General features: G+C 35.9%; 21 protein-coding genes and 2 pseudogenes. 15 read left to right on the top strand and 8 right to left on the bottom strand.

Annotation, left to right across the window (positions count from 1 at the left end; genetic code table 11):
- Positions 1-503: 503 nt before the first annotated feature.
- From M886_RS18930 to M886_RS13835, 6 genes are all read left to right on the top strand, one after another.
- Positions 504-659 carry a hypothetical protein gene (locus M886_RS18930; RefSeq protein WP_015410794.1) on the top strand — a complete coding sequence of 52 codons (156 nt, stop codon included), beginning with the start codon at positions 504-506 and terminating at the stop codon, positions 657-659.
- 157 nt (positions 660-816) lie between these two features.
- Entirely contained in the window at positions 817-1,224 is a 408-nt protein-coding gene (locus tag M886_RS13850) for a DUF1699 family protein (RefSeq protein WP_011031966.1), read from the top strand.
- Between the two features lie 617 nt (positions 1,225-1,841).
- Positions 1,842-2,018, top strand: coding sequence for a molecular chaperone DnaJ (locus M886_RS18710; protein WP_015410796.1), 177 nt, complete (start codon positions 1,842-1,844; stop codon positions 2,016-2,018).
- A gap of 439 nt (positions 2,019-2,457) precedes the next feature.
- On the top strand, positions 2,458-2,823 hold the full coding sequence (locus tag M886_RS13845; protein ID WP_011031967.1) for a DUF1428 domain-containing protein: 366 nt from the start codon (positions 2,458-2,460) through the stop codon (positions 2,821-2,823).
- 344 nt (positions 2,824-3,167) lie between these two features.
- On the top strand, positions 3,168-3,659 hold the full coding sequence (locus M886_RS13840; RefSeq protein WP_011031968.1) for a hypothetical protein: 492 nt from the start codon (positions 3,168-3,170) through the stop codon (positions 3,657-3,659).
- A 215-nt stretch (positions 3,660-3,874) separates the two neighbouring features.
- Positions 3,875-4,570 (top strand): undecaprenyl diphosphate synthase family protein, encoded by a 696-nt coding sequence (locus tag M886_RS13835; RefSeq protein WP_327036903.1) that lies wholly within the window; start codon positions 3,875-3,877, stop codon positions 4,568-4,570.
- Positions 4,571-4,765: 195 nt separating this feature from the next.
- On the opposite strand, the gene M886_RS13830 is transcribed toward M886_RS13835, so the two are convergent.
- On the bottom strand, positions 4,766-5,353 hold the full coding sequence (locus tag M886_RS13830) for a class I SAM-dependent methyltransferase (protein ID WP_015410800.1): 588 nt from the start codon (positions 5,351-5,353) through the stop codon (positions 4,766-4,768).
- A gap of 525 nt (positions 5,354-5,878) precedes the next feature.
- On the opposite strand from M886_RS13830, the gene M886_RS13825 reads away from it, so the two are divergent.
- The 3 genes from M886_RS13825 to eif1A all read left to right on the top strand — a co-directional run bounded on the left by M886_RS13825 (position 5,879) and on the right by eif1A (position 7,371).
- Positions 5,879-6,067: a CxxC-x17-CxxC domain-containing protein gene (locus tag M886_RS13825; protein WP_015410801.1), complete on the top strand. Its 189-nt coding sequence runs from the start codon at positions 5,879-5,881 to the stop codon at positions 6,065-6,067.
- 543 nt (positions 6,068-6,610) lie between these two features.
- On the top strand, positions 6,611-6,793 hold the full coding sequence (locus M886_RS13820; protein WP_015410803.1) for a CxxC-x17-CxxC domain-containing protein: 183 nt from the start codon (positions 6,611-6,613) through the stop codon (positions 6,791-6,793).
- A gap of 242 nt (positions 6,794-7,035) precedes the next feature.
- Positions 7,036-7,371, top strand: coding sequence for a translation initiation factor eIF-1A (eif1A, locus tag M886_RS18040; protein ID WP_080503005.1), 336 nt, complete (start codon positions 7,036-7,038; stop codon positions 7,369-7,371).
- Positions 7,372-8,208: 837 nt separating this feature from the next.
- Here the strand turns inward: eif1A and M886_RS13810 are convergent.
- Positions 8,209-9,030 carry a class I SAM-dependent methyltransferase gene (locus M886_RS13810; protein ID WP_048051347.1) on the bottom strand — a complete coding sequence of 274 codons (822 nt, stop codon included), beginning with the start codon at positions 9,028-9,030 and terminating at the stop codon, positions 8,209-8,211.
- A gap of 1,047 nt (positions 9,031-10,077) precedes the next feature.
- Between M886_RS13810 and M886_RS13805 the strand changes: the two genes are divergently transcribed.
- Positions 10,078-11,382, top strand: coding sequence for an ISNCY family transposase (locus tag M886_RS13805; RefSeq protein ID WP_048050816.1), 1,305 nt, complete (start codon positions 10,078-10,080; stop codon positions 11,380-11,382).
- A 506-nt stretch (positions 11,383-11,888) separates the two neighbouring features.
- Here M886_RS13805 and M886_RS13800 read toward each other — a convergent pair.
- From M886_RS13800 to M886_RS13785, 3 genes and pseudogenes are all read right to left on the bottom strand, one after another.
- Positions 11,889-13,322: pseudogene (locus M886_RS13800) on the bottom strand (IS66-like element ISMma14 family transposase).
- Positions 13,323-13,504: 182 nt separating this feature from the next.
- The gene (locus M886_RS13790; protein ID WP_048051346.1) at positions 13,505-14,431 is read right to left on the bottom strand and encodes a mechanosensitive ion channel family protein; all 927 of its coding nucleotides are present in this window, start codon (positions 14,429-14,431) and stop codon (positions 13,505-13,507) included.
- Entirely contained in the window at positions 14,432-15,481 is a 1,050-nt protein-coding gene (locus tag M886_RS13785; protein ID WP_235203966.1) for a hypothetical protein, read from the bottom strand. It abuts the gene before it with no gap.
- Positions 15,482-15,777: 296 nt separating this feature from the next.
- Between M886_RS13785 and M886_RS13780 the strand changes: the two genes are divergently transcribed.
- Positions 15,778-16,281 (top strand): Holliday junction resolvase-like protein, encoded by a 504-nt coding sequence (locus M886_RS13780; protein WP_230625049.1) that lies wholly within the window; start codon positions 15,778-15,780, stop codon positions 16,279-16,281.
- Positions 16,282-16,471: 190 nt separating this feature from the next.
- On the opposite strand, the gene M886_RS13775 is transcribed toward M886_RS13780, so the two are convergent.
- A complete protein-coding gene (locus M886_RS13775; protein ID WP_048041447.1) occupies positions 16,472-17,692 on the bottom strand; it encodes a hypothetical protein in 1,221 nt (406 codons plus the stop codon).
- 62 nt (positions 17,693-17,754) lie between these two features.
- Here M886_RS13775 and M886_RS13770 point away from each other — a divergent pair, with 62 nt between their 5' ends.
- Positions 17,755-17,988: a hypothetical protein gene (locus tag M886_RS13770; protein ID WP_048051345.1), complete on the top strand. Its 234-nt coding sequence runs from the start codon at positions 17,755-17,757 to the stop codon at positions 17,986-17,988.
- 476 nt (positions 17,989-18,464) lie between these two features.
- Here M886_RS13770 and M886_RS13765 read toward each other — a convergent pair whose 3' ends face one another.
- Entirely contained in the window at positions 18,465-18,806 is a 342-nt protein-coding gene (locus M886_RS13765; protein ID WP_048040333.1) for a hypothetical protein, read from the bottom strand.
- Positions 18,807-19,332: 526 nt separating this feature from the next.
- A pseudogene (locus M886_RS13760) lies at positions 19,333-20,505 on the bottom strand (IS1634 family transposase); the annotation flags it as partial.
- Positions 20,506-21,211: 706 nt separating this feature from the next.
- Here M886_RS13760 and M886_RS17550 point away from each other — a divergent pair.
- The 3 genes from M886_RS17550 to M886_RS18030 all read left to right on the top strand — a co-directional run bounded on the left by M886_RS17550 (position 21,212) and on the right by M886_RS18030 (position 24,885).
- Complete coding sequence (locus M886_RS17550; protein ID WP_053228902.1) at positions 21,212-21,700, top strand: tetratricopeptide repeat protein; 489 nt, start codon at positions 21,212-21,214, stop codon at positions 21,698-21,700.
- 230 nt (positions 21,701-21,930) lie between these two features.
- Positions 21,931-23,175 carry an IS110 family transposase gene (locus M886_RS13750; RefSeq protein ID WP_048051344.1) on the top strand — a complete coding sequence of 415 codons (1,245 nt, stop codon included), beginning with the start codon at positions 21,931-21,933 and terminating at the stop codon, positions 23,173-23,175.
- 93 nt (positions 23,176-23,268) lie between these two features.
- Positions 23,269-24,885: a restriction endonuclease gene (locus M886_RS18030; protein WP_084685097.1), complete on the top strand. Its 1,617-nt coding sequence runs from the start codon at positions 23,269-23,271 to the stop codon at positions 24,883-24,885.
- The last annotated feature ends 310 nt before the right edge of the window (positions 24,886-25,195 follow it).

The following is a 25,195-nucleotide window of genomic DNA, read 5'->3' as shown; positions in this document are numbered from 1 at the left end:
AAAAACAGTAGAAAATGAGGATAGAAATTGCTGTGAATCTCCGGTTAAATCTTCGATTAAATATTCACCTTTTTTATCACCATTTTTCGTCCTGCCACTGCCCTATCAGGACTGTTTATGCTTCTTATCTGAAAGTCTTTCAGGGAACTCATGAAGCTACAGGATCAAATCTAATTTTATAGAGGCACTGATTAAAGCCTGAAACTTACAAAATCAGTGAAGAAGATAATTAACCCAATCATTGGAAGAAATATCAAAATGAAAGTGAGTATAATAGATATTAAATGAAGTGAAAAACAGGAAAAATCTGAAAACCACTATTCTCCAGCCTATTGTTTCTTTAGTTGATTCAACAAATCTAATATTACCAGTAGTCACGAAATACTATCTAAATAATATTAGTTCAATGAGATAACTATTTATAAGAAGTAGATCTACTTAATATCAAAGTACAATCAAAAAAGAACTTAACAGTTGGGAGAGAAAAACAGGTGGTGATGTATATGGAGTATGTAAGAAAAACCTGTCCAATTTGTGGAAGTGAGTTTGTAGTCTTAAAAAAAGTGGAAGAAAAAGCAATATACTGCACACTTGAATGTCTTTCAGCAGCTCAGGGAAAAGTCAAGAAAGATAAAGTTTCTTCCGTGGCGTCTGCATAAATAGATTCGAATTCATAATGAACAGTAGAATTTATTAAATATCTTAAATCTGAAGAAATTAGATACAAAAATCAACCTAAAAGAAAATAACCTAAAAGAAAATCAACTTAAAAGATTAACTTTAATCAAGAAATAACTTTAGAGTGGGGGAAAAAATATGAGAATAAGAGTTGTCAGTTCAAGGGAAGAAATTTTTACACTTAATCCGAATGAGCGTATTGTTCACCTGGCTTTCAGGCCGTCTAACAAGGACATCTTCGGACTGGTTGAAACCTGCCCGAAGATTGAGGTTATCCAGTTACCCAAATCATACATGCGTACAGTTTCAAGGTCCATAGAGATGTTCCTTCAGATGCAGAGAGTCCAGCTCCTTGAGGGAGATGTGTGGGGACACAGGAAAGATATAAACGAATATTACGAAATTCCGTCCTCAGTGATCGAGAAAATAAAAGAAATGAAGAACGAAGGAAAAACCGCAGAGGAAATTGAGAAAAAGGTTGCAAGGGAAAGCAAGCTTAACCCGGGAATGGTAGGCTATATCCTGAACAAGGAAGCTTCTGCCTGAATACAATGCATGATAAAAAAGCTGGTGGGTGTTTTTAGGAGATCAGGTAAGACAGAAATGGGAAAATCTGTCATTATCTAATCTCCTTCTTAAATCATGAGAATTTTATTAATTTTTTAATTTATTTATTTTTCTAACACATTTATTAGCTTTTTCTAACACATTTATTAGCTTTTTCTAACACATTTATTAGCTTTTTAATATATTTATAGACATTAAATACCTTCCTTTAAATATCTGCCTTTAAATACCTGTCTTGACTATTAAAGATCACTATTAATTTTTTAATATTGTCATTGACTTATAATTCTATATTATTTTTTGATTGTTTGCGGACAGCTGACATGTAAATGATGATATAGTGCTGATTTTCCTGACTCTACAGGGCATAAAAGTTCAGTTATAAGTATGTATTACAAAAAGAGCAGATTTATTCCTCAAATATTCTTCAAATATTCCTCAAATACTCACAAAAGAAAGAAATCATCAGGAAGATTGTTTCCAAACAACTTTAATATTGAACGGCAATGATAAAAATAATCATAGTTTTAACTGCATCTTAACTCAAATGCGTATAACCTTAAACACCAGTATTTACTGAAAATTGGGGGTAGATTATGAGCGACATCTGTCGTAACTGTGAAGGTCTTGGAAAAGAAAAATGCTGGAACTGTGAAGGGGCAGGCAGGACATGGAAAGAGATTAAAAACGAAATGGGATGGGAAAAATGTCCCCTTTGCGGCGGAGAAGGGTTTAACAGCTGCTTAAACTGTGACGGAACAGGAAGAGTTTGAATATACCTGAAATAGTAGAACAAAAGAATTTAATAAAGATATTTGTTTAGCGAAGATGTTTTTTACAGGGAGCTATAAATAGAAACATACCGGGTTTTTACAGATAAAGATAGAACACTTTTCATGATTGATTGTTAATTATCTTCAGGCTGCCAGCCGGGATAACTTTTAAGAGAGCAGTATATTTCTTAAAAGCTAACACTTTCTTACAGGCTGATACTTTCTTATAAATCGAACCTTTCTTATAAATCGAACCTTTCTTATAAATCGAACCTTTCTTATAAACTGATCCATAAAGATTTTTGTAAAATTATCCTTTAAGGCAAAAAAGAAAAAAATTCTCAGGGACAAACTGTACCTCCTGATACAGATTTCCATGAAGCTCAAAATAAGAAAAAATTCAGAATACGAGATACAAAAGTAAAAGGAGAGAAAAAATATGGAAAAGTACGTGGACGGATTTTTGATTCCTATCGCTAAAGACAAGGTAAACAAATACAGAGAAATTGCCCAAAAATCAAGTCAGATATGGAAAGATCTTGGCGCTTTAGAGTATTACGAATGTATAGGGGACGACCTGGACATAGAAGAACTGGTTTCTTTTAAAAAAGTAGTTAATGCCTCTGAAGAAGAAACCGTAATTTTCTCATGGATTGTCTACGAATCAAAAGAGCAGAGAGACAAAGTAAATGAAGCAGTTATGAATGACCCGAGAATGAAAGAAATGATGGAAACCAGCGAATATGATCTGTTTGATTACAGGCGCATGTCATATGGGGGGTTCAAAACACTGGTGAGTCTTTAACCTGACACATTGTTGCAGCCTGCCTCAGTATTTCGGTGGCTTTTTAAAGAATTAAAAAAGGCTGAAGAAAATAGATAACTGTCAGATATAAAGGGGATTTTGCAACTGGATTTAATTTCAGGTAAGGGATCTTTTTCACAGCAAAGACTGTTTGGATCAAAGGAACGTTTCTCAGGTGAATCACACATCATACAAATAATCATGGAAAGAATCATAAAAAGAGCATCTTTTAATCAAAGTCCTTTAATTACTACTGTATTCAATTCTTTGCAATAAAAACCTGTTGAGAAGCGTTTTATATAATCATACCAGTAAAATGTGTAAAAATTCGCAGGCGAAACCACATGACTCATGAAGATTATATGCTGATTTTTGGATCAAATGTGTACGCAGACCAGATGTACACGGTATCGTATCAGGACAGGGACACCGGAGACAGAACTCCCCTGTTTACTCTGGAAAACTCCGAAGACGGTCTGATTCTAACAGCTGAAATCCGGGATAAAGATTCCGAACTTATTGCAAAAATCGATAGAAATGAGTTCACCCAAATTAACGAAAATTTTGACTTGCAGGGAGAAATCGAAAATGAAAAAGGCCTCACATTAACAGGAAAAGAAAACGGCGATGTCGTTTTTAATGCCAGAATTACAGAAGATGGATATGTTGCAGTAAGCGGAACTTTTTATGCAGAAGGTAAGAAAATCTTTATTACTGACCGTAAGGTGGAAATAAACGATACTCCCAGGCAAACCATAAACGGCGTGAACGTGCACGATACCATTTTTATCGGAAACAATAATATCACTATAACAGACGATGGTTTGAAGTTTTGAGCGGGTTTATGATTAGTATAACTCTGGTGATAAACTAAAATAATCTTCCTGATACCCGACTAATACCAAATATTTTTTTAGCGGGATGCACAGGCAGTTGATATTTTAGTTAAAAGTACTTTTTTAATCGATATATGAAAAATCTTCTTTCATCGCCATACAGTTAAATCATATTTTTCATAGGTTTTGTTGTCCGGTTCCGGTGAAGGTTATTTATAGCATTTTTAAGCAAAGAAATAGGGGGATATTTTCTGGATATACCAAAATTTAAAAGACTGCCCGGGCACATAGCTATAATACCGGACGGCAACAGGAGATGGGCTCTGGCTCGAGGGCTGGAAAAACATGAAGGATACAGCAGTGGAATAATCCCGGGCCTGGAAGTATACGATATTTGCGTAAAAATAGGAATAGGCGAAGTTACTTTTTTTGGGTTTACTCAGGATAATACAAAAAGGCCTCAAATTCAGAGAAAAGCGTTTACAGATGCCTGTATAAAATCAGTTCAGGAAATTGCAAAACGTGATGCTGAAATACTTGTGGTGGGGAATACTAATTCGGATATATTTCCAGAAGAATTGCTTGAATATACAAAGAGAACCAAAGTTGGAAAAGGTAAAATAAAGATAAATTTTTTGATAAATTATGGCTGGTACTGGGATTTAACATATGCATATGATAACTCCCCTGACGGTAAAAAAATGATAGAGAATATTGCATCAGCAGAAATTCCAAGAGTAGACCTGCTTATTCGCTGGGGAGGAAGATGTAGACTCAGTGGAATGCTACCGGTTCAAACGGTATATTCGGACATATATGTGGTTAACGAAATGTGGCCGGACTTTAAGCCAGAACACTTATTCAAAGCACTGGAATTTTATCAAAAACAGGATATTACACTGGGTGGGTAAAAAGAGATATTCCTGTTTAATTGGTCAGTATTATCTAATCTTTGCAGATTTATCTAATCTTTGCGGATTTATCTGATCTTTGCGGATTTATCTGATCTTTGTGAATCTATCTGATCTTTGTGAAATTAGGAGTACATTTGAAGAGCTGGTTAACTGTACAATTTACCGGTGTTTTAGCAAAAATTTTTTTCCCAATTAACTTCTTGTAGCCGATAAAAGGTAGGCTTTTCTGCGACTCGGACTGAGCAGTGAATCGAAAACAGCTTCTTTGATATAGGTTATATCAAAAACAGGTGAAAAAGTACTCTCTATTTCAGCCTTTGAGAGTCTTCTGGGCAGCTCGTATTCTCCCGGTTCCTTATCAGAGAAACAGAGCATGAAATATTTGCCGCCTTCCCTCAGCACCCTGTGCACCTGCTGCGCAAAAACACGTCTCTGCTCATCCATCATCACATGAAATAATCCGGAATCTATGACGACATCGAACTCGCCTTCCTCGAAAAGCCGGTTCATCTGTAAGGCATCTTCAACGACAAATTTTACCTTAACATGTCGCTCTGTAGCTTTCGCTTTTGCATCGGAGATGGCGTTTTCAGCAAGATCTATACCGATGACATCACAGCCATTCATAGCCAGAATTATCGCATTTTCGCCTCTGCCACACCCTATATCAAGAGCTCGGCCAGGCTTGATTTCTCCATTTTTTATGAGGGCTTCAAAAGCAGGCTGAGGGTGATCGAGATCCCATGGTGGCGTGCCCTTATAAACATCATCCCAGAACAAATTTTTCCTCCTCAAAAATCAAACTGCGGGCGGCCACCCCACCCTAAAGGATGGGGTATGCTTCGGGCCGCCCGCCCGGTTACTCGGGGACAGATAATTAAGCATCCTCTAACAAGGTTTCATGAACATAAGTGATTGAAATTTGCCTCGGTTTCCGGTCCGATTTACGATTATTATACAAGGAAGCTATGATTTAGAGATTTAAAGAGAAAAACGAAGAGGCGAGGGTTCACTTCATCCCCTACCTAAAGGAAGGGGTATTCGTGACCCTCTGCGCTCCCGTTGTAATAAAAATATTAATCTTCGATTGTTACAACTTCATTCAGGATATACTCGCATATAATTTCGCTGTATATCTTATTTCATAAATAGATTTATATATATTAAGTGCCACGTATGTGTGTTGATAAATAAAGAGACGTATAATAATCTGCCATTAAAAACCAATTTTTGTTTTTAATCAAAGAGTTCTATACAATCTTATTTTCAAACAAACAGCAAAAACTAAAACAAGGTGAAACAAAAATGGCTTTTAATGACAGAAACTTCAGAGGAAATTCTAACTTCGGCGCGCCCAGAGAAATGCACAAAGCTACCTGTTCTGACTGTAATGTTGAGACAGAGGTACCTTTCAAGCCAGATCCAGAAAGACCGGTTTACTGCAGGGATTGTCTTCCTAACCACAGGACTCCCAGAGAAAACCGCAGATACTGAATATTGTTTGTGTAATTGAATTACATCAACACTTATTTCTTTTCTACTTTTTTTAGGTCTCTCTCAGGCCTACCCTGGATACGAAATATACTTTTTACCTGTAACCTTTTGCAGTTTAAGCAGGATTACTTCACAGAGCCAATAAGTCATGTGATCTGTAATTTTCGACTTAAAAACAGCCATCTCAAAGATAGTGAAAATTTTCAAGCAATTATGGTTTAAAAGGTATATTATCAATAAGTGGACTGCTGCCTTCTCTGTAAAGTCTCTTTAAACTAATTTAAAGAGGATTTTCCCTTTTGAGAGTCATTTGAGAGTCATTTGAGAGTCATTTGAAAGTCATTTGGAAACAGAGAGTGTAATTTTTTTATATAGGTACTTTTATGTAACTTGACTGTATGTTGTATGTGTTGAAAATAAAGAGACGTATGATCTGTTATTAAAAACCTATTTTCGTTTTTAATCTAGGGAATATACAATCTTGTTTTTAAAACTATAAATATCCACTTATAAATATCCACTACAAGTGGAGGTGAAACGAAAATGGCTTTTAATGACAGAAATTTCAGGGGAAATTCCGGAGGTTTCCGCGGTAACAGCGGACCAAGGGAAATGACAAAAGTTACCTGTTCTGATTGCGGCGTTGAAACTGAAGTACCGTTCAAACCTACCGAAGGCAGACCAGTATACTGCAGGGAATGTCTTCCTAAACACAGGAAATTCTGAAGATAATCTGCATCAGGCATTGTTAATTTTGTAATTTAATTTTACATTAATGCCTGATTCATCTTTTCTTTTTGTTATTTTGGTTTATTCTCTTCATTTCTTTACCTGTTTCTGCCTGATGAAGGCAGGAGGATAAGAGCAAACCAGCATCGAGAACAGAACCGGTACGAATTATTCAATTTAAAACTTAATAAATCAATAGAAATATTCAAAGGAGGAATTACCTGGCAAACTACAGAAGTATTGTAAGAAAGAGACAGGCGGGATCAAATAAACCAGTAAATTCAGGAGATAAACCTGAAACATCAAGAGTACGAGTCCCCCGCAAGGACAGAAATGAAGTTCTGGCAACGGTTGCAAGTTTACTCGGCTCGAAAAGAGTGACACTTCAGTGCATGGACGGAGTTGTCCGCATGGGAAGGATTCCGGGCTCTAAAAAAAAGAGAATGTGGATCCGCGAAGGTGATGTAGTAATAGCCAATCCCTGGGAAGTTCAGGACTCCAAAGCCGAAGTTACCTGGAAATACACCAGGCCCCAGGTAGAATGGCTTGAGCGGAAAGGCTATCTTAAGTATTGATTTAAAGGTATCGATAAGGACGCCTGATATAACAGGTATCTAAAAAAGGTGTCTGAAAAAAGACGCCTAAAATCTACATTTTACTTTTCTGAGAAGCGTTTCTCCATTGCTGCATGCAAGGTTCTATAGCCAATGACTTATTTACATGCCTCGTACTTTAGCATTATATTATTATGAAAAAATGCTGAAACTTATCATTATTTCTTATCTTTTTTTTAAATATATTATTCCCGCCGGCGGTCTGCTTAAATCTTCCCCAAATACATTTGTTAAGATAACGCTAAGAAAGGGGAACTAAAAAACCCGTGATTTTCGCAGCTTTATAAGGGGCACTTTGCAGGGCTTCTTTAGATTAAGCGATTCTTTTTCCTTTGAGGGAGTTTTTCTGATTAAAGTGGTGTTTTCAAAGTGAATAAAGTGTCAAGAAAAGCTTTCATTTCATAGCCGATCCGAAAAGTCAACATGAGTGTTGAAAAACCATAATAGATTTCATTGGTCATCGGTTAAGGAATTTTCTTGCCTGAAGGCTATCGATTTTGTACTATACACCTACCTATAATTTCACCTTATTTATCTGAAATCAATACATGGTTCCAGTCCACAACATGTTGAAATTTATGAGAACTGTTGTGAGAATGGAGGCAATTTGTCACGATTCCTCACTTAACCGAAGACGCATGTAATAGATTTATAATATCAGAGTATCCATTCACATCAGAGCATCCATTCTGATTTTGAATATTGAATATTGTAAAATTATAGTAGGTAACTATTTTTCGGATAATCTCTAAGCCGTGAAAGACCTGGTGAAATCTCTGTTATTTATTTTATATCCCTTTAAATCCCTTCTTGCGTTTTTGTTGCGATTGCAAACAGCGTAATGTTTCCAAAACCAATGTCTTCCGGAGTCTGAGCTTTCCTGAATTCTTCAGTAATTTCCTGTCTGAGCTTTTCCCGGGTCTCGTTGGAAATGTCTTTTAAAATCCCCCTGGAGCTGTCCTTCTCTTCCAGGTGCTGCAAAAACTCTTCTGGAGAATTATACTTCCGTGGGACAGCTCTTGGCTCTATTGAGATGCTGGTAAAGCCTGCTCCTGAAAGTAGATCGTGGAGTTCAGGTGAAGTTACTTTTTTCATACCCCTGTGCCATTCATGACGCCTTTCAATTCCAAATTTTGCAAGAACGGGGTCTATCAGTGCCTTCATCGTGTTGGGGCTGTTTCTGTCAAGTGTTGTCATGCCGACCTTGCCTCCTGGCCGGAGCACCCGAAATATTTCATTAAGGGCGGTTTTCTTATCATCAACCCAGTGGAATGAGGAGCAGAAATATGCATGGTTTATCGAGTTATCCGGTATGTCTTGGAGATTCTCAGCCTGTCTTACCAGAAAACGGACATTGCCGGAGGAATCTACCTCAAACTTTTTTCGTGCAAGCTCGATCCGATATGAAGAAGGGTCGATCCCCGTGAGTTTGCCAGCCGGTCCAATAATTCCAGCAACATTCAGGGCCTGTCTCCCTGTTCCACAGCCAACGTCGAGCACGAAATCGCCTTTCTTTATTCCCATCATTTCTATCAGTACATGTCCTTTCTGGAACTGGTGATCACAGTTTCGGTCATACCTTTCGGCACCTTCAGGAGAATCCCAGTCAATTTCACTCATTTTCGTTCACCTTCTTGAATCTTAACAGACATTCTGGCAGAGATAAATCATTATCAATCCAACTTGAGGTTTCTCTTACTTTCAAAAGATAAGAGAGTTAACCCCCTGCTTTACAGAAAAAACAAAGAACCTGATTTTCAAGCAGAAGTATGAAATTACTATATTTGATTCTTACTAACTGGAGTAAAATATATATACATTTCTTATTTTTTCTGAAAAATTAAGAATAAGAAGTAGCTATAAGAAACAAACTGCTGAACACAAACGAAATCTTTTCTCAATGCAATCCAGTTGAATTATATTTTACCTTCCGGCGGTCTGCTTAAATCTACCCCGAACACGTTTGTTAAGATAAAGTTAAGAAAAGCGAAACTGAAAAACCTCTGATTTTGTAAATTTAGAAGGGGAACTTTTCAGGGCTTTTTTAGATTGAGCGATCCTTTACCTTTCAGGGAAATTTTTAGATTCAAGAGACTTTGTCAAGTTAATTATGGACTGAAGAAACTAGCCAGAAAATAGATCGTTAATAAGAGGTGAAAAATTTCTCCTTATCCTTTCCAGGTAACTCAAAATTGATTCGAAAAAGGTAAGTTGGAGTCATCTATCTATATGTCTTTTTATATGATTCTGAAATATCTGTTATTATGGTTGACACACCCGAAAATTTACCCGGTTGGGTAATTTGGCTTATTATTATATTTGCTATTCTCACAATTTTGGTAAAATGGATATTACCTGTTATAAACTCCTAATTCTGAGACCGATATGGCAATTTAAAATTCAAAAAAACAGGCACAAACTCATTAGAAACTAAAATTGAGTGTCTTTATTCTAATATTTTTTAACCATTTTCCAGTTTTAAATATTTAGAAGTATTCAAAACTGGGCCCCAAATACGAAATAAGAATCTTTCCGGTCAAAAATCAATTAAAATATATTTTTCCTGCCGGAGGGACTCAGTTCCAAAATCTAGTGATAAAAGTAAGTATAACATCACTACACAAAATTATAATTCTATAATTATGTAATGATGTTACGGCACAAACAATGGTAACTATAAACCTTACTCTTAATAACTTTTCGGAGCTCCCTGCTCTTTTAGACGTTTTTGGTTGTTTTGGAAACGATTATGAATATACTACACGAGGAATTTTTCGTAGAAAAATTCCTCCAATCTGTTCTATTTGTAGTACTCCAATGGTTCATAATGGCTATAATCCCCATACCAAACAAGGTCTTGGAGAAATCATCATTGGTCGATATAAATGCTCAAATTGTGGTAGTACACACGAAGAAGATCATAGTTTTTGGGAAGATTTGAAGACTTTACTTTTTGATTCATTCAATAATTTCTTCAAGTTACTCAGATACCATAACGTTTCATACGATGGAATTTCTGATGTAATGGGTTTCATTTTTCCAAGATCAAAAAGCACTGTCTTAAGAGCATTCTACAATGGAATGGAAAAGGAAACTGTTCCATATTCAGAAAATATACATATGGTGCATTATGACGAACAGCATCCAAAAGAAGGACGATGTCAGAAATACCGTTTAACCTTACTGGACGCAAAAACTCAAACAACAATAGCAGATGACCTTTTTGATGATAAGAGTCCAGAAACAATCAAGGAATTTCTACGGAAAAATCTTGATGCATCAGAACCTGTATTTATCGTTACGGATTTTGATAAGAGATATCCTGATATATTAAAGGAAATTTTTGGAGATAAGTTAGTTCATCAATATTGTTTGATGCACTTAAACAAGCTTATAGTTAGTGATTTCCCAAAGAATACAACGATTGAACAGGAACTATTGAAGTACAGGTTATTGAATATATTTTACAATCGAGAGAATGAAATTAAATTTTTGGAAGAACTTCAATCTGAAGAACTCAACGTAATTAATAATGAAGAAAAACATCAAGAATGGAGTAAAAAAGCAAAAAAGGAATTTAACCAATTTAGACGTAAATTAAAGCTTGAAAGAAGACGAAAAAAGGAAAATCTTCCACTTAATAGTCTTGAAAAAGCAAGAGATAACTTCGATAAATTAATGGAAAATATAAGAACATACGATCAAACGATTCAAAAACGATTATGGATGATCAATAAACACTGGTTAAATCTTACTTTGTTCCATTATCTTCCAGGAGCGCCAGCGACAAATAACCCTATAGAAAGCTATTATTCTAAAAGTCTAAAAACTGATAACAAGAAGCAGTTCAGGACTGATAAAGGAATTGGGAACCAGATTAAACTTACTCAAATGAGAAGATTAAATTTGCTCAAGAAACCACAAAAGTCATTTCTGGAATTGTTCAGATTATTTAATCCATTTAAGCTTTAGTAATCTAGTTTGAGAGAGGAGTTAAGGATTATGTAGCGGAGCGTATCGATTTTAGGCAAAAAATAAAGTGAAAAGTTAAAGGAATAAAAGAATTCTTTGGCATTCATGCCAAAGAAATTGTTTCTCAAGGAATATTACAGTTTATTTGGGCAGTTAGCAGAGAAAAGTGAAGATTTAAGGAAGAAAAAAATGAGAAATCACTAAATTATGAAATTGTGTCGCCGGAGGTCTGCTTAAATCTATCCTGAACACGTTTGTTAAGATAATGTTAAGAAAAGCGAAATTAAAAAACATAATTTTTGTAACTTTATAAGAGCACTTTGCAGTGCTGATAATTTTGCTTTATTAGAGAATCAACCAGAATTGGAATTTCATGCATTTTGTCTGCTCATAAACCCTGATCACAAAGTTTTCTCTCAATTAAAAGAATATATTTTTTATAATTATGGAAATAGTTATATATTTTAAATGCAATGTAGATATATTGAAAATAAAAAGGTAACTGCTCAGAGTATAGTTAACGGCGCTCCTATGAGCGCCGCACGAATACCCTCTAAAACAGGTAAACCGTTCTTTTTTCCTGTAGAAATGTACGCCCTAATTCTGCAGAAAGCTTGCGCTCCCATTGCTTTTCTGAAAGTTCCCGATATTTTCTGCTGTAGTTTCATCATCCTGATATCTCTTTCTGCCTGATTATTATCAAATGGAACTTTCAAATCTGTCAGGAATCTCAGAATCTTTTCTTTGTGTTCTATAAACCTATCCAGCAGATTCCTTGATTTTGTTTTTGGATTTTTACCGCGTTTTCCCTGTTTTTCAGGATTTAGAGAATGCGGATTTTCTTCAAGCGCTCTAATGATAATTGCATCAAACCTTTCTTCCAATGCTTTAATTTGCTCAAAATCAGGTTCTCTTAATTGCTCTTTACACTCATCAGTGTATTTCTTCATCTCAGTGAGCAGTTCATTCATCTCTTTAGCCCATGTCTGTTTATAGTTCTCTTCAATTCCTGTAAGTTCTCTCTGTAAATGAGCGTTACACAGAGCATGATCACAATCATAAACGTTGTAAGGTTTCCATCCATCATGAACTGCTACTCCCTTAAACTTCGGAAGAATTCCCATAGCATCTATTGCTTCTGCTCCTCTTTTTGTATGAGCAAAATAACATGTGTATTTTTCATTAGAAGCTACATGAAGCCAGTGTCTTTTTCCTTCAATCTTCATACCAGTTTCATCAAAATTGATTACAGGCGAGGCTAATAACTTCTCTCTAATAACGTTTTCAAATTCCTCTAAATTCTGGAAACATTCTCTTTCTGCTCTAATTATCGTAGCAGGACAGATTTTTATTCCCATAATGTCTTCAAATAACTCAGAAATTCTATCATAAGGAACAAACTGGTAATTTTTACAGTAAATAGCTGAAGCTAAAATATTAGGGCCATACTGAACCGGATATTTCACTGATTCGGGAAAAACGGCTTTATTCAACTTTCCACAACAAGGACAGGTTTTAATCTGACTTTTATGTTCTGTAACAATTAGATTTACGGGAGGAATGTCAAAGACCTGTCTTCTCTCATAAGCTTCAACTTCAACATTCTCAAGGGTAGATCCGCATTCTTTGCAGCAGGTCAAAGAATGTTCTATTACCTACTCAGGATGATCAACCATATCAAGAGTCGTGCCTGGATGACCTTCCTGACCTCCAGGTTTCTTCCCGCTTGGTTTACGCAGACTCTTGGGATTAGGTTTCTCTTTGACAAAATAATCAGTAGAAGGAGGTCGACTGCTGTTACGACTGTTTTGATTTAAACGAGATTCTAAGGCTACAAGTCTTTCAGTGAGTTCTTTAACTTGAGATTCTAAACTCTCAATGTAAGCTACAATAATTTCAGGATTTGAAGCACAGTAAGAAAGAATCTCATCACGTTTCATAAAGCTAAAAAGGAATCATTTTATATCCAATTTTTCCTCGGAACGAGGAAAAATGTGTAGCCTCGTTAAGGCTACCTGAATAGTTACAAATTTTAAAACTTAAAATTTTAAAACTTAAAAGTTTAAAGAATTATTAAAGTAAAATGAAGTGACACAAAGCGAACTGATAGATGAAAACAGGCTTAAAGGTCAGAATTTCCCTGATCCATGTCGAATTCGGATTCTTTCCTGTTTGTCCTGAACCGGACGTTTCTTACGGAGTCACTTGATTCGCGCTCTTCTGATGGCGGGACGCTCAGGATATGAAGGTGAGGAGCCCTGATCCCTTTATTCTTAAATTCCATCCAGGCTCTTGTATGAACATCGGATTCAAACTTGAACTCGTCTCTCAGATCATTAACATATGCTCTGGCTCTTAACCTGGTATAAAAAGGAAGAGCTTTGTGAAGCAGGGTGATGGGGCTGTTTTTGGAGATATAAACATACCTTGAGCTCACAACCGTTTCCCTTAAAATTTCCATTGCTGTCTTTACGTCTGATTCGGATTCTATATACAGGTCTATTACGACCATCATTTCCGAAGCCCCATCATTGGCGCTGGCAACAGCTTCACTGAATATCAGGCTGTTTGGGGCTGTAACGGTATCGTCGTCCGGTGTGGTCAGTTTTGTTGCCCTGAGCCCTATGTCAGTAACTTCCCCGTAATATTCTCCAATAGATATTTTGTCCCCTATCTGGTAGGGTTTTTCAAAAGTAATCACGATTCCGCCTACAAAATCAGCAAAAAGGTCCTTAACTCCAAAACCGATGGCTGCGCCCATAAGTCCTGTGAGGAGAAACAGTTCAGGCCCGAAAATTATGAATATTTCTCTGGAGATATAATAAAATGCCAGGATATATATTACAAACTTTATCACAGGAATTAGCATTTTTGCTTTTATCCTTCCATTTCTGCTCATTTTTTCTGAAATTTTTGATAGAATGACAGAAATTATTGTGCTGAGTATATAAGCAATGGAAATAACAAGAATCATATTGATGAGAGTTTCAGTATCAATAGACCTTATTGCCTCCAGAAGCTGCTCCCTTCCTGACTCCCCGTCTACCATTTACCACACCAGCCTTAGTTTTTCCAGATAAGCAATAACACTTCCAAGAGCTTCAGGCCTGACGCGATAAGAACCTGCTTCATCTTTAATAACCAATTCCTGAGCTATTAACCTGAAGAGAATTTCATCCGCCCTTAAAACAGATCCTATCATTTCGATGATTTCGGTTTTCTTCAGGCTCTGGTACGAAAGAATAAGGCTCAAAACAAAAGACTCTTCGTATTCAAGTTCTATATCATATGAAAACTGACCTATGTATTCGGGTTTTATCCGGGGGTAGTCAATCCCGAGTTCCCAGATCCTCAATGCAACTCCGGGGTTGCCTTCTGATTCGAGATAGATCTTTTCAAATACCCGGTCCTCTGCAGATTTTATCTCCTCTTTTTTAAGAAAGCGGCCCTTAAGGTAAGAGGTATTTATTTTTATAACGGGAATGAGCATTTTCTTGCCCAGCAAAGCCAGGTCAAGAGGGTATTTTGCTATGTACAGTATAGGCTCCTTTTCGGAATCTTTACCGTCATCAAATCTGATCTCTGCTTCTCCGTATCTTTTGAGGATAAAAGTCCTGAGATTCTTTTTTTCGAAGGAAGGGACGAAAATCTGTACTGGAAAGTACTTCCCGATCTTGAAGGCTTCGTTTAAATATCTCCAGGAATAAAGGTTCCAGGTAGTTATAAACAGCCTTTCCTGAGAGCTTATCATTTTCAGAAACTCATAAAATACATCAAAACCGCCTGTTTTTTTCATGTAAAAAAAGTGGCAGTTGTCAAAGAGCACAATCCTTTTAGCATCATCAGGCAGGGAAATTTCCTTTCTGTCCCGGACAATTCTGGATAAAGTGATCCCTGTTGATCTGGTTGAATTTAACCTCCTTATCTCACCAAGCAGAGCTGTCTTTCCTGCAAGAGTTCCGGCTATTATGGCTATGTTAAGCTTTTTCCCAACTTCAAAATCAGCAATTGCGGACTGAATTTCTCCAATTTCTTCTCGCAACCCTATAATCTCACTGAAGCCTTCTTTCCCAGAGTTTTCAGGCTGAATCTCCACCATATCCTCTATCTTATATTAAATGTATTCTGCTTATAGCTAACGGTATTTGTGTAATACCTTGATGTTGTGTGTCATCCTTGATGATGTAACAGCCTTGATGATGTAACAACTTTGATGATGTAACAACTTTGATGTATGCCTGGAAAATGGAAATCCTTCTGGAACTTTTAAATATTTATAGTCATTTATAGAGTCTGAGATTTATTCGTTGAAATATATTCCCTGAGATTTATGTATTGACCTCTCCTCTCAGATGAATTTATTTTTATTTCATGTGAACAACTTTTTCCGGAGAAATGACCGTGACCGACTGGATGATTTCAACCCTTATCCTTTTCCTTGCCCTCCTTATTGTTTACCTTTTCCTTAAATACATTAAATTGAAGGGCAGGGTAGAATCACGAGCAAGAGACCTGTATGAGTCCTGGCAGGCAAGGGAAATGGACCGCCAGGTTTCCGAAAAAGCTGATACTCTTTTCAGGACATGGAAGCTCGACGAGGAGAAAAAAATCCGCCAGGACGCGATAAAGAAAAGCGAAGCCGTTATCCGCGGCAAAGTCACTGAACACCTTATCCCTTATTTCCCGGACTTTGAATATAACCCCAAAGATGCAAGGTTTCTCGGGACTCCTGTGGATTTTATTGTTTTTGACGGGCTTTCCGAAGGGGAAATGAATAAGGTGGTCTTTGTTGAGGTCAAGTCCGGAAAAACCGGTGCACTTTCCCAGAGAGAGAAGCTTGTCAGGGAATGCATAAACCGGGGAAAGGTTAGCTATGAAATTATTCACAACAGGGAGTAAATTCTTTTAACTCTCTGCCTTTACTTTTAACTCTCTGCCTTTAAGCAGATAGCAGAATCTGGAGAGTTAGCAGAAAGGGTTAGAAGATATCGAAGAGCAGGCAAAATAGAAGAGTCAGCAGGAATGGAACCTGCTAACCCCTTTTGAGAGAATAAACCTATTCTACTGAACCCCTGGCAGTATTAAGAGCTTATTCAGTACCTGTATCATTCTGCAACCGGTAAAAATGATACTCGTATGGTTCCCAGGCATCTCTGATGGTCCCATCAGTAACATTCACCGTCCTGTTTTCCCATAAGACATCATACCTTCCTTCAGGCACGCCGGTAATGGTTGCATCGTTTGCCGTACCATTCGATTCCGTAAAATCCAGCATACTTGACGATCCAACCAGTATTCTGCCATCCACATCAGTAAACATGTAAGCTGTGACAGAAGAAATTGTTCCCCCCGGGTCCGAAGTTATATTTGTCCTGCCGCTGGTCACGTCGGTTGCCAGAAGTGTCCGGTTATCATTCATTATCCAGGGCCAGACCTCTTCGTATTTCGGCTTAAATCCTTCCCATCCTGTATAGCCTGGGGTCCCTTCCGCATATTTATATGCATATGAAAAAACACCCTGAGCCCCGCCTAAAATTCCCATGACAACCTGGCTTTCATGACGGTCAGCCACTTTTTTCGTGGTATTCAGGTCAGGGTCGCGAGCATTAACTTCAAGAGCCTGACCAAACGCCTCTGTTGTTAGGTATACTGTTTTTCCCGCATTTTTCCAGTCCGGAGCATTGGAGATGAGGTTGCCGTATACCCAGGCGTGCGGGCGTTCAGGATGGAATTTCGTGTAGCTGGTGAAGTAACAGACATCCAGCCCCGGAATAAATTCTTCATCATCAGGCCCTGTCTGCATGTCGCCCAGGTAATCGCCGGCAACGGCATCCGGGAAGTATTTTTTCATACCCGTGTACATGCTGATAAGTGTTGAAGGGCTTCCTTCCTCGTCAGGGAAGTACACGCCGTAGAAATCATCATCAGTAACACCCATACCCCTGACTTCTTCCCAGAAGCTTTCAGATTCCATCTGAGGGCCTCCAGTGACTACCAGATATTTTGAAATTCCGAGCTGTTTTCCCCTGTTAACGTTATCGACGAACTGCTGTGGAGTTATATAGGTGCTCCATCCGAGGTGGACAAGCGTGGCATTATCTTCTAAAAACTGAGTGCCGGTTTCCCATCCCATCATCCCGTATGGAGGGGCTGTCCCGCGCGGATATGGAAATTCATCCTCCGAAGATGAGTCTTCGCTGGAAGCGTTCTGTTCGCCTGATGTCTGTGCTGCAGATAAGCCGATGATTAGAACACAGATCAGGAGTGCTGAAGCACAGACAGTTAAGCATAAATTATCCCTATTTTTCATAATTCCCATCCCATTTCTTATTTGCCCATATGCAAGTTATCCTGCAATTATTATAAAATTAAATGATATTTATAATTGCAGGTAATGCCCTGCCAGTTAGGAGCCTGTCTGAAACACAGCAATGGAAAAAAGTAAAGATTCAGCACATCAAATTCCAGGCTCCTGCCATTAAATTTCAGGACCAGGTTATTAAATTCCAGGCTAGGTCATTAAATTCCATGCTCAAACCATCAAATTCCAGGATCAAGCCGTTAAATTTCAGGCGCAGGCAGAGATATTCTTTTATGTATGTATGAATAATTCAGGTAGTAATATATTAGAGGTGTTTTGAGTGTATTGCCGTTATCTCATAATAGTAAATCCAGATTCGGATAGTGAAACCTGTACGTGCGAAGTTGCTCCAAAAAAGGGTAAATTACCTGCCAGTGTGATATCTAAATACTGCAAAGGCGACTACGAGAGTTGTCAGAGATTTGTGTACCGTTCACACATGATGCCCTAAGAAAATTCAGAATCAAAATTCAGAATCTTACTGGCATAACTAAATCTCAATTAAAATTTTAATAATGTTTAATCAATTATATACTCTTTATATGTACTATATGTCGCTATGTACTATATGTCGCCACGAAGAAAATGAAAAATTAAAAAAGAGAATAAAAATTTAAAAAAGAGAAATTTATATCTTTATTAATACTTTACTTGTTTAATACTTTACTTGTTTAATACTTTACTTGTTTAACATTTACTTGTTTAATACCTTAATACTTTATCAGTACTGGATCGGATTAGAACCATACCTTGTGCCGGTTCTCTTTTCGCCTTCTTCTTTTGCTTTAAATTCTTCTTTTGTTTCAGATTCTTTTGTTTTAAATCCATGTACCTTTGCTTTAAACACATGTACTTTTGTTTTAGCTCCTTCTACTTTTGTCTTGACTCCCTCTACTTTTGTTTTAACTCCCTCCACTTTCGTTTTGGATCCTTCTACCTTTGATTTGAACGAATTACAGAGGCAGCAACCATCTTTGCAGTATGTTATCCGCGTATGCTTTACAATGCAAGCAAGCCCTATTACGGCCAGAATATAAACTACTATTTTCATAAGTTTATTCATAGTTATCCCCCAGTCTAATTGGACTTCATAGTTTATGAAGTTAATTCGTGCATTAAATAATAATAATGTTAAAGTGAGAGATATGCCAGCTAAACCATCAAAAATTCAATGCTTACCATCCTGTTGACGCAACAGTAAGAATGTTTAGAAAAGAACCCGGGGTATGAAGTGTGTTCCCGGCCGGGGTGGAGAGTATAACCAGAAGGTTCTGGATAAGTGATAGTTACAAGCATCTTTTAATTTTTCTTGTAATTTCCATAAAAACCAGAAAATTATTTTTTAGTGGCAATTTGCGGCACTTACGCAGAGCAAAGATAATGATTTACGATAAGACTTCATGCGTCTTCGGTTAAGTGAAGAATCGTGATAAATTGCCTCCATTCCTACGACATTCATCAAATATTTAATTTCATTATAGGCATGAACAGGATATCGATTTCATGTAAATCGACCAAAATTTAAGATAGGCTTCTGGTGCAAAATCGATAGCTTTCAGGCAAAAAAATTCCTTAACCGATGACCAATGAATCTGGATTTCATTTTTTAACGAATGGAATATTTTCTCAATAGAATCCTTTTTTCTGTATGTTATCAATGCATCTTCAAGTGTCAAATTCCTGTTTGATTTCAGACAAAAAAAATCCTTCTCTTCCATTAATTAGTGAAGCTTTCAGGAGTTCAATAGCTTCCTCATCACTAAGCTCTTCGAGCTTAGTTCTAAAAGAGTAATCAATCTCAATTAACTCATTATTTACTCTGAACTTCTTAGGAAGTTTTTTCTTGTTTACTACAGCTTTCTGAATCTCTTTTGCTTCCTTTAACTTCCTCATAACAGCTCTTGCTTTTGCTTCTAACTGTCTTTTCTGTAAAGATTCAGAGAAATAGAAGTATTTGATGCTGCTAGGCTTGACGATTTTTATCCCATATATACCTTTTTCGGAATCTATTAGTTCTGCTTTTTCCAGATAAAAGTTCTCTATTATTTTATCGTCACTTGTATTCAGTTTCATGGCAGTGAGATATTCCATCTCAGCATCCTGTATACTCTTGAGATTATCAGTGGTATTAGCTCCTTTATCAAAAATAATAAGAGAACCTTTTTTAAGTTTACTTTTTACCTGGTTATATGTGTCAGAGAAATGCTCCAGATCAAGAACGTTTCCTCTATTCACTGTAACTCCAATAGGAATGTTAATGGGATTAGCTAATTCACTAATTCCAACGGTTATCTGTGGCTTATCAGGTCTGTAATCTCTGCTATACCCGTATTTACCAAGGTTGGATTTAGTTCCGAAAAGAACTATACTCGTCCAATCAAGGTTTACATCTGTCTCTTCAAAAGCGTATACAGAAAACAGAGAATCCAGAATATCAGAGAGAATTTCCTCTCTGTTACGTCCTAAAAGTTCAAGAGTTCTGTAAAGAACTCTTTCATGAAACTGTTCAAGATTTAAGATATCGAGAATCTCTTTCTGATTTAACCATTTGCCAGCTTCTTTAATACTAAAATTCTCAGTAAGTTTGTAGCTTAACAAACCAATTAGTAAACTATTGAGATCAAGGCCCTTGCTTTTATATTTGCCAAAAATGTCACAGAAGTTAAGCTTTTCATAAAAAAGTTGGACAGCAAGGATCGAGCCAATAGGAACACATTCTTGTTAGGAATTGTAGGAAATGCTCTCTGTTTTGTGATGTTCATTTGACCAAAGAACATAAAACAGGGAGCACTTATTTTTATCTAACTGTCAAAGTCAGGTTAGAAAGTTCCCCTAATAAAAAATCAAGTATTATTTTATATAGATGTTTAAATAAAAACTATTTTTTATACGTAGCTGTAAGTTCTTTGCAAACATAAAATTTTAAAAAATATTACTTAATAAAAATTGATTCTTCTTTTTCAGCCCACTTTCCACAGATGTCCTTTCAATTTTTACAATTTTTCTTGCTATCGTTTTTTCTGAAATTAGCCTTGGTTACTCCAACATTTATTTTTGAAATTTTCCAAAATTTTCGGCTTTTTGCCTTAATTGAAAATTTCCAGCAGTCATTTCCATGAGTTTCAGTTAAGATAATTACTGCAAATTTTTTAAATAATTCTCCAAAAACGATAGCAAGAAAACTGTTATTTTTTTGAAGACATCTGCGGAAAGAAAGTTTCAGCGTTTGTCTGAACAAATAGATTATTTTTATACATAATTTGAAGATTAAATATTCTTCCTATTTATAAAACCTAGATAAAATTAAATCACCTGTTCTTCTCAGCTCAAAATGTACCTATAATTCGATATACTTATATAAATTTGTTAAAAATACTCTTTTAAAATCCACTCTTTTCCAGAAAAAAGATAATATATAAATAATATTCATATTATCCCACTAAAATTTATTCAAGCGAAGGTTTGTCTATGAGTTCAGTGTTAATTTTTTTTATTGGAGTATTAATACTCATTTATATTTTTGGTCAGAGAAAAGATGAAAAAAGTACTCGATTATTGAAGGAAACTAAAAATTGCGAAGTAATAAGTGAACTGAAAGAACCTGTAAATTATAAAATAATACGTGAGTTTGTTCAAAAATATAAAAGAGAACCTTCAAGAAGTGAACTCCAAGATCTAAAAAAGATGATTCATACTAAGAAAAATGAGAGTAAAATTAGTAACGAATCTTTAAGGATGTTCATAAACTCAGAACTGGAGAAGTTAGACGAAAGTAAATTGCTGGATGAGGGTTGTAGACTGTCAAAAGAGGGAAAAATCGAAGAAGCCATAAAGTGTTACGATATAGCAATCTCAGCCAATCCAAAAAATGTATATGCTTGGTATAACAAAGGAAACACACTTCTTAACATGGGCAGATATCAAGAAGCTATGCATTGTTTTAAAAAACGCACATGATATTCTTTGAATAACATGCCCAAAAAATGAAAGTTTTTTTCTTTACCTTTTTTAGAATTTAACTCCATCATTACTTTTGGACAGGAAGGTTGTTTTTACTTTGGTTCTACGAAACCGTCAAAAAACTAACCATTGAATTGCTATCGAAGGCCCAGATGTGACTTTGATCACGGATGCCAAATTGCCTTTGAGGCAATTCTACTGTCCTGGAAATGATGGAGTAATATAAATTGGGAGAAGAAATAAACAAATCTTGTGGTTTAGACATTCACAAACGTTTTGTTATTGCTACAATTCTGACTAGATCCGGTGAAAAACAGCAACAGCGTTTTGATAGAAATGATGATGGAATTTTAAACCTTAAAAATTGGGTAACATCAGAAAAATGTGATGTTGTTGCATGTGAGTCAACAAGTGACTTCTGGATTCCAATTTATGAGTCGTTGATAGATCATTTGCCTGTCATAGTTGGAAATGCTCGAGATATGAAGGCATTTACACATAAAAAAACGGATAAAATAGATTCAGAAGTAATTGCACAACTTGCATTGAATAAAATGATTCAGCCATCAAGAGTATTTCCGAAAAGGCATAGGGAATTCAGGTCATACGTTAGGCTTCGCCTAACTCTCGTAAGAAAAAGAACAGACATTAAGAATGAAGCTCATGCTATTCTTTCTTCCGAAATGTTACATCTGGGTGATGTTCTAGCTGATATTTTTGGAAAAAATGGTAGAGCAATTCTAGCAGGAATCTCTTCAGGAAAAAATGTTGAGCAAATTATAGGATCGCTTTCTCCAAATGTTCGGAAAAAAAGTGTTCAGATAAGGGAAATTCTGGACAGAGAAATATCCCAGAGTGCTGCAATCAGGCTTCAGATATGCCTCAACCTTATAAAACATTTAGATGATGAAATTGAAGTTCTGGAAAGAGAAATTTTCAATTATGCTTATCAAAAGCATAAAAGGGAAATGGAAATTTTAATGTCAGTTCCAGGAATTGGAGAACTTGGTGCGGCAACTCTAATTGCTGAAATAGGAAATTTCAGCGATTTTCCATCGGGAGATAAACTTGCTTCATGGCTTGGAATAGTTCCTAATGTATATCAATCTGCAGATAAATACCATAACGGAAGAATCACTAAGAGAGGATCTAAAGTAGCAAGGTGGATTCTGACTCAGATTGCTCAGGCAGCAGCAAGAAAGAAAAATAGCAAGTTAAAAGAGTTTTTTAACAAGAAAAAGAAGTCAATTGGATATGCAAAGGCGATTATTGCTCTAGCAAGGAAAATTGCAACGATAATATGGTATTTGATAACAAATGATGAGATGTACCAAGATGAAACAGGATATCAAAAGGGAGAAGTTCAAAAGAGGAAGATTGTGGAAACCGAGATATTCTCGGTTGATGAAAGGATAATAATAATTAGTGGAATTACCGCAATTGTGGGAAAAAAGGAACGAGAGAGTACGTGAAAAAAAATAATCACGTACTTTCATGCCAAAGTAAAAAATATTGATTCTAAATTATATACTCAACTATATTCGGAAAAAGATGAAGCTAGGAATTTGATTAATATTAGTTGGGAATTATCATTAAAAGAAAAATATGATGAAGCTATAGAATATTGTGGTAGAGCAGTCTCAGTAGATCATAGATATGCAGACGATGCAGCTAGGAAAATAAGTAGCATAGGTTATAGATTGTCAGATGAAGGGAAGTATGAAGAAGCTATAAAATTTTACAATAAAGCGATCTTAGCTAATCCAATGTATGCAAATGATGTCGCTACCACATTAATGGAAATTAGCTGGAGATTATCAGGTGAAGGAAAACATAATGAAGCTAAAATATTTTATAATCTAGCGATTTCGTTTAATCACAATTGTGCATCCACTGTGGCTAGTGAATATTTCCATAAAGGTTGTACACTGTCAAATGAAGGAAAATATGGAGAGGCTATAAAATACTATGATAGAGCAACCTCAATTAACCCCAACTTTAAAAGAGCTTGGTCTAATAAAGGAAATACCTATCGTAAGATGGGTGCACACTCAGAAACTAAAACTTGCTTTGAAAAAGTAAAAGCTATTGATGAAGTAAACCTTCAAAAAAGAGAAGCGGCTAAGAGAAAAATTGATAATAAATTAATGGAAGAGAAACAAAATTTGGAAGAAAAATTTAAAGTAATTTTAAATAAAAATCCAGCTACACTTGAGGAGTTTGTCCAGTATTTTTTATCAACCTACCTACATAATTATCCAGAACATATAAATGAATTTAAAAGATTGCTTTATTTATCCCAAAAAAGAACCTCTGATGAAATTGAAGAAGCAATAAAATCTTATTTTACAAATATCATCTCTCTTGAAGGAATGGGTGACTCCTTTCACATTTTTGAATCAACATATAATTTTGGGCTGATTTACGAGTTCGCGAAAAAATATGATACCCATTTTGAGAAATCAGACCTTGAGAAGCTAAACAAACTTCTAGTTCAAAGAGGGACAAGATTTCACGATATTAAGGTATTGGAAGATCTTGTTACTTGTGCTATAAAAAAACAAAATTATGTAAATTTTAAGAAAGAAATGTTAGCACCACATCCTTCAAATGAGACACAATTAATAAAGCAGTTTATAAAAGTGTCTAAAAATGATATAGATGCTAATATGGATATGTTTTTTATGCTTTTATTAGAGCTTGAGATCACAAATCCATCTCTAGTAGAGATTAAAATGTTAAATCTAACTTTAGATGAATTTAAAGAACTTATGAGTACTAAAATCTTTGGTGTGAGTCTGATTTCTGATGCAAATGAAAGATTCACAATTAATGATGTTGACAATATGGATGGTTACGAGTTTGAAAATTTCATAGGCTCACTTTATGAAAAAATGGGATATTTAGTTGAACAAACTCCAAAATCAGGTGATCAAGGAGCAGACCTTATAATAACCAAGTTTGGTGAGAGAACTGCTGTACAAACTAAAAACTATAGAGAAAACGTCTCAAATAAAGCAGTCCAAGAAGTGGTAGCCTCTCAGGCTTTTCATAAGTGCACTTCTTGTAGTGTTGTAACAAATAGCTACTTTACAAAATCTGCAATGGAATTAGGGAATGCTAATGGTATTAAACTAGTCGATAGAGAAGAACTTAAAGTTTTAATTGACAAATATATGTAAGTATTTTCTAATGTGTGATGAGTTTTATTCTTCTAATTTTTCACTTATTTTTTGTTACGTCCGTGAATTTTACTAAAAGGTATAAAATAATTGCTATTTTACAACTCTTTCACAACTTCCATTGATGCCATTTTACTAAAAGATGCAAAATTTACAATTTCTCTTGATATCGTTTTTCTATTTTACCTGTAAATTTACATTTTTACATTTTACAGTAAAAACATACACATTTTACCTTTGACTTGAAACCAAAGCCTACCACTTATTCACTCTATCTAGAACATGAGAGTTAAGAGTAAACGGCTTATCT

Source organism: Methanosarcina soligelidi (assembly GCF_000744315.1).
GTDB classification, from domain to species: Archaea; Halobacteriota; Methanosarcinia; order Methanosarcinales; family Methanosarcinaceae; genus Methanosarcina; species Methanosarcina mazei.
This window is presented reverse-complemented; position numbering and strand designations above follow the sequence as displayed.

Coding starts and splice junctions, on each gene's coding strand:
- M886_RS18930 (WP_015410794.1), top strand. CDS start 504: ATGGAGTATGTAAGAAAAACCTGTCCAATTTGTGGAAGTGAGTTTGTA.
- M886_RS13850 (WP_011031966.1), top strand. CDS start 817: ATGAGAATAAGAGTTGTCAGTTCAAGGGAAGAAATTTTTACACTTAAT.
- M886_RS18710 (WP_015410796.1), top strand. CDS start 1,842: ATGAGCGACATCTGTCGTAACTGTGAAGGTCTTGGAAAAGAAAAATGC.
- M886_RS13845 (WP_011031967.1), top strand. CDS start 2,458: ATGGAAAAGTACGTGGACGGATTTTTGATTCCTATCGCTAAAGACAAG.
- M886_RS13840 (WP_011031968.1), top strand. CDS start 3,168: ATGACTCATGAAGATTATATGCTGATTTTTGGATCAAATGTGTACGCA.
- M886_RS13825 (WP_015410801.1), top strand. CDS start 5,879: ATGGCTTTTAATGACAGAAACTTCAGAGGAAATTCTAACTTCGGCGCG.
- M886_RS13820 (WP_015410803.1), top strand. CDS start 6,611: ATGGCTTTTAATGACAGAAATTTCAGGGGAAATTCCGGAGGTTTCCGC.
- M886_RS13810 (WP_048051347.1), bottom strand. CDS start 9,030: ATGAGTGAAATTGACTGGGATTCTCCTGAAGGTGCCGAAAGGTATGAC.
- M886_RS13805 (WP_048050816.1), top strand. CDS start 10,078: ATGGTAACTATAAACCTTACTCTTAATAACTTTTCGGAGCTCCCTGCT.
- M886_RS13790 (WP_048051346.1), bottom strand. CDS start 14,431: ATGGTAGACGGGGAGTCAGGAAGGGAGCAGCTTCTGGAGGCAATAAGG.
- M886_RS13785 (WP_235203966.1), bottom strand. CDS start 15,481: ATGGTGGAGATTCAGCCTGAAAACTCTGGGAAAGAAGGCTTCAGTGAG.
- M886_RS13780 (WP_230625049.1), top strand. CDS start 15,778: ATGACCGTGACCGACTGGATGATTTCAACCCTTATCCTTTTCCTTGCC.
- M886_RS13775 (WP_048041447.1), bottom strand. CDS start 17,692: ATGAAAAATAGGGATAATTTATGCTTAACTGTCTGTGCTTCAGCACTC.
- M886_RS13770 (WP_048051345.1), top strand. CDS start 17,755: ATGATATTTATAATTGCAGGTAATGCCCTGCCAGTTAGGAGCCTGTCT.
- M886_RS13765 (WP_048040333.1), bottom strand. CDS start 18,806: ATGAATAAACTTATGAAAATAGTAGTTTATATTCTGGCCGTAATAGGG.
- M886_RS17550 (WP_053228902.1), top strand. CDS start 21,212: ATGAGTTCAGTGTTAATTTTTTTTATTGGAGTATTAATACTCATTTAT.